This window comes from Clostridiales bacterium, assembly GCA_012512255.1.
Classification (GTDB): Bacteria; Bacillota; Clostridia; order Christensenellales; family DUVY01; genus DUVY01.
This window is the reverse complement of record JAAZDJ010000020.1, coordinates 1-3,193: the sequence shown is the minus strand read 5'-3', so window position 1 is coordinate 3,193 and position 3,193 is coordinate 1. Positions and strand designations below refer to the sequence as shown.

The following is a 3,193-nucleotide window of genomic DNA, read 5'->3' as shown; positions in this document are numbered from 1 at the left end:
CTTGGCAATAGATAGGCGTCCATTTCGCGTACAGCTTAAAATCGTCTTGGGGCGAATAATTATCAATATCAAACTCCAAACTATAATCTTTATCCAAAAACCAGCCCTCAAATTTATGCCCGTCTTTGCTGGGAGCAGGCAAGTTTTTGCTTTGTTTTAAATCGTTAAAATCTCGCGGGTCAAAACACTCGCCGCATAAGGTTTCAAAACTGACTTTGATAGGCGTTTTTTGAACATACAAATCCAAATCGCGCGCGGGCATCAAAAAACCGTCTTTATACAATATCTCGCCGTCTTGGCTTGGGCTGTATCCGATTAGCTTAAACCCTTTTAGGTCGCAATAACTTTGAAGCCTGACAGGCGAGTTATATTCCGCCGTTACGCTGATAGGCTTGTTAGGCGGGTCGTATAGATTAATAGCATATTTTATAGGCGTCCATTTGGGATATAGGGTGACATTTTCTTTCAAACGCCTCAGGTCGCTCTCGTCGCAGCGGTTTTGGAAATTGCAGTCAAAATACCAGCCCTCAAACTCATATCCTTCTTTTTGCGGCTTGGGCAAATCCAAAGACTGCTCTTTTTTTACTACGATATAATTTTCTTGATTATCTAAAAAAATTTTTACGCCGCTTTGGCTTGAACAGCCGATCAAAAAAATCAAAAAAAACAAGAACAACCAAAAAAAGCGCTTGTAATTCATTATGTCCCCCTAGCATAACAATCACAATACGCCTTTAAATTACAATTTTAGACAAATTTTTACAACGGCGATCGCAAAAAACGTATATTTAAAAACATTTATTTTGATAATAGCTCAAGAAACGGCCATATCAGCCTTTGTAATTTTTATAGATATCAACAATTTGATAAACGATAAAAAACACGAAATACGCGCCTATCACGATATACGAGCAAGCAAAGAACTCTTCCCAAAATGCCGTCAAAATTATGAAAACAATTAAGACAACCGCAGTTATTGTTGTAACCAAGATCAAAACCTTTTTTCTTTTTTGGCAGCTTCTCGGCATTTCTTTCACCACCTTTTCTATTTTCAATCGGACGGGATTACACACTAACACGCGGTCAAATAATTGTTTCTATATATAGTATAAAAAAATTGACAAATTTTGTCAATACGCCAAAAAACACGGCTATTTGCGCCGTGTTTTTTAAAAATTTTTAACATGTTTTTTAAGTTTTACGCCAAAGCCTTGACCGCTTCTTTTACAAAGTTTTCCATTTCAGCGACTTGGTTGTTTTCCAAAAATTCCACGATTTTTGAGCCGATAATAACCCCGTCAAAATATTTGGCCAATTCTTTGATATGCTCTATTTTGGATATGCCAAAACCTACGGCCTTAGGCAGCTTTATAGGGTCGTAAATTTTATGAATTTTGTGGTCTATTGTCTCCCTTACGCCCGTAACCCCAAAAGAGCTTATGCAATAGACAAACCCTGAGGCTTGGGCGGTTATCGTCTGGATTCTGTCCTTTGACGAGGGCGAAACCAGCGGGATATAGTCTATACCGTGGTTTTTGGCATAGGGCGCGAATTCGCCGCTTTCTTCGTAAGGCGCGTCCGGAATAATCACGCCGTCGCCGCCCGCCGCCTTTAGCCGCGCGAAAAACCTGTCCGCGCCGTAACAAAAAACCGTATTGGCATACGCCATAACAACCAAAGGTATTTGGCTGGCTTGGCGGATTTTTTGGATAAGCGCCAAATAGTCTTCTGTCGTATAATTGTTTTTTAGCGCCCTTTCGCCCGCTCTTACGATTGCGTCGCCGTCCGCGGAGGGATCGGAAAACGGTATGCCCAATTCCACTATCCCCACGCCCAATTGCTCCAACTTTAACACCGTTTCATAAGTTTTGTCCAAATCGGGATCGCCCGCCATAATATATGTTATTAAGACTTTGCCCTTTTTGAACACATCGTCTATTCTACTCATAAAGCGTTTCTCCTTTATATCTTGCTATATGCGCCACATCTTTATCGCCCCTGCCCGAGAGGTTGCATACTATTATCTTATCTTTGGGCATCTTGGGCGCTTGCTCCAAAACATAGGCAACGGCGTGCGCGCTTTCCAAAGCCGGAATTATGCCCTCTATTTTGGACAGCTTTTCAAAAGCGTCCACGGCTTGTTCGTCCGTTATGGCGTAATACTCGGCCCGTTTTATATCTTTTAGATAACAATGCTCGGGCCCCACGCCCGGATAGTCCAGCCCCGCCGATATGGAATAAACGGGCGCGATATTGCCGTCTTTATTTTGGACAAAATACGCTTTCATGCCGTGCAAAATTCCCTGCGTGCCCGTCGTAAGCGTCGCCGCGTGCTCGCCCGTGTCCAAGCCTTTGCCCGCCGCCTCCAAGCCTACAAGCCTTACGGACTTGTCTTCAATAAACTCATAAAACGCGCCTATGGCGTTGCTGCCGCCGCCCACGCAAGCGCAAACCAAATCGGGCAGTCTGCCTTCGGCCTGCAAAATTTGTCGTTTGATTTCTTGGCCTATGACTTTTTGGAAATCCCTTACCATTTTAGGATAAGGATAAGGGCCTACCGCCGAGCCAATCACATAAAAGGTGTCGTTGACCGTGGCAACCCATTCTTTGAGCGCCTCGTTTACGGCGTCTTTTAGCGTTTGGGTTCCGCTGGTCACGGGGATGACTTCTGCGCCCAAAAGTTTCATCCTATAGACATTAAGCGCCTGTCTTTTGGTGTCTTCTTTGCCCATAAATATAGCGCATTTCAAGCCCAGCAGCGCCGCGACTGTGGCTGTCGCCACGCCGTGCTGGCCCGCGCCCGTTTCGGCAATGACACGCTTTTTGCCCAAGCGCTTGGCCATCAAAACCTGGCCCAAAACATTGTTGATCTTGTGCGAACCGGTATGGTTTAGGTCCTCGCGCTTAAGATAAATCTTAGCTCCGCCCAGCTCTTGAGTCAGCTTTTTGGCAAAATACAAAAGCGAAGGCCTTCCCGCGTAAGTGGCAAGCAAGCCGTTAAACTCGGCCAAAAACTCAGGATCGTTAATAAGCCTTTCATACTCTTGAGCAAGCTCTTCAAGCGTGGTCATAACGGTTTCCCCGACATACCGCCCGCCAAAAGTTCCAAATCTTGTTTTATCCATTTCGTACCGCCTTTATTAATTGTTTTATTTTTGTCTTATCTTTTTTGTCGTTGGTTTCAGCGCCGCTG

The 3,193-nt window shown here is 44.4% G+C and carries 4 protein-coding genes; all 4 read right to left on the bottom strand.

Annotation, left to right across the window (positions count from 1 at the left end; all coding sequences use genetic code 11):
* A partial coding sequence (locus tag GX756_00935) for an InlB B-repeat-containing protein (GenBank protein NLC16433.1) occupies window positions 1-700 on the bottom strand: 700 nt, incomplete at its 3' end.
* Window positions 701-830: 130 nt separating this feature from the next.
* Entirely contained in the window at window positions 831-1,055 is a 225-nt protein-coding gene (locus tag GX756_00930) for a hypothetical protein (protein ID NLC16432.1), read from the bottom strand.
* A 143-nt stretch (window positions 1,056-1,198) separates the two neighbouring features.
* Window positions 1,199-1,948 (bottom strand): tryptophan synthase subunit alpha, encoded by a 750-nt coding sequence (locus GX756_00925; protein ID NLC16431.1) that lies wholly within the window; start codon window positions 1,946-1,948, stop codon window positions 1,199-1,201.
* Window positions 1,941-3,125, bottom strand: coding sequence for a tryptophan synthase subunit beta (gene trpB, locus GX756_00920; protein ID NLC16430.1), 1,185 nt, complete (start codon window positions 3,123-3,125; stop codon window positions 1,941-1,943). Before trpB ends, GX756_00925 begins: the two co-directional genes overlap by 8 nt.
* Window positions 3,126-3,193: the final 68 nt, after the last annotated feature.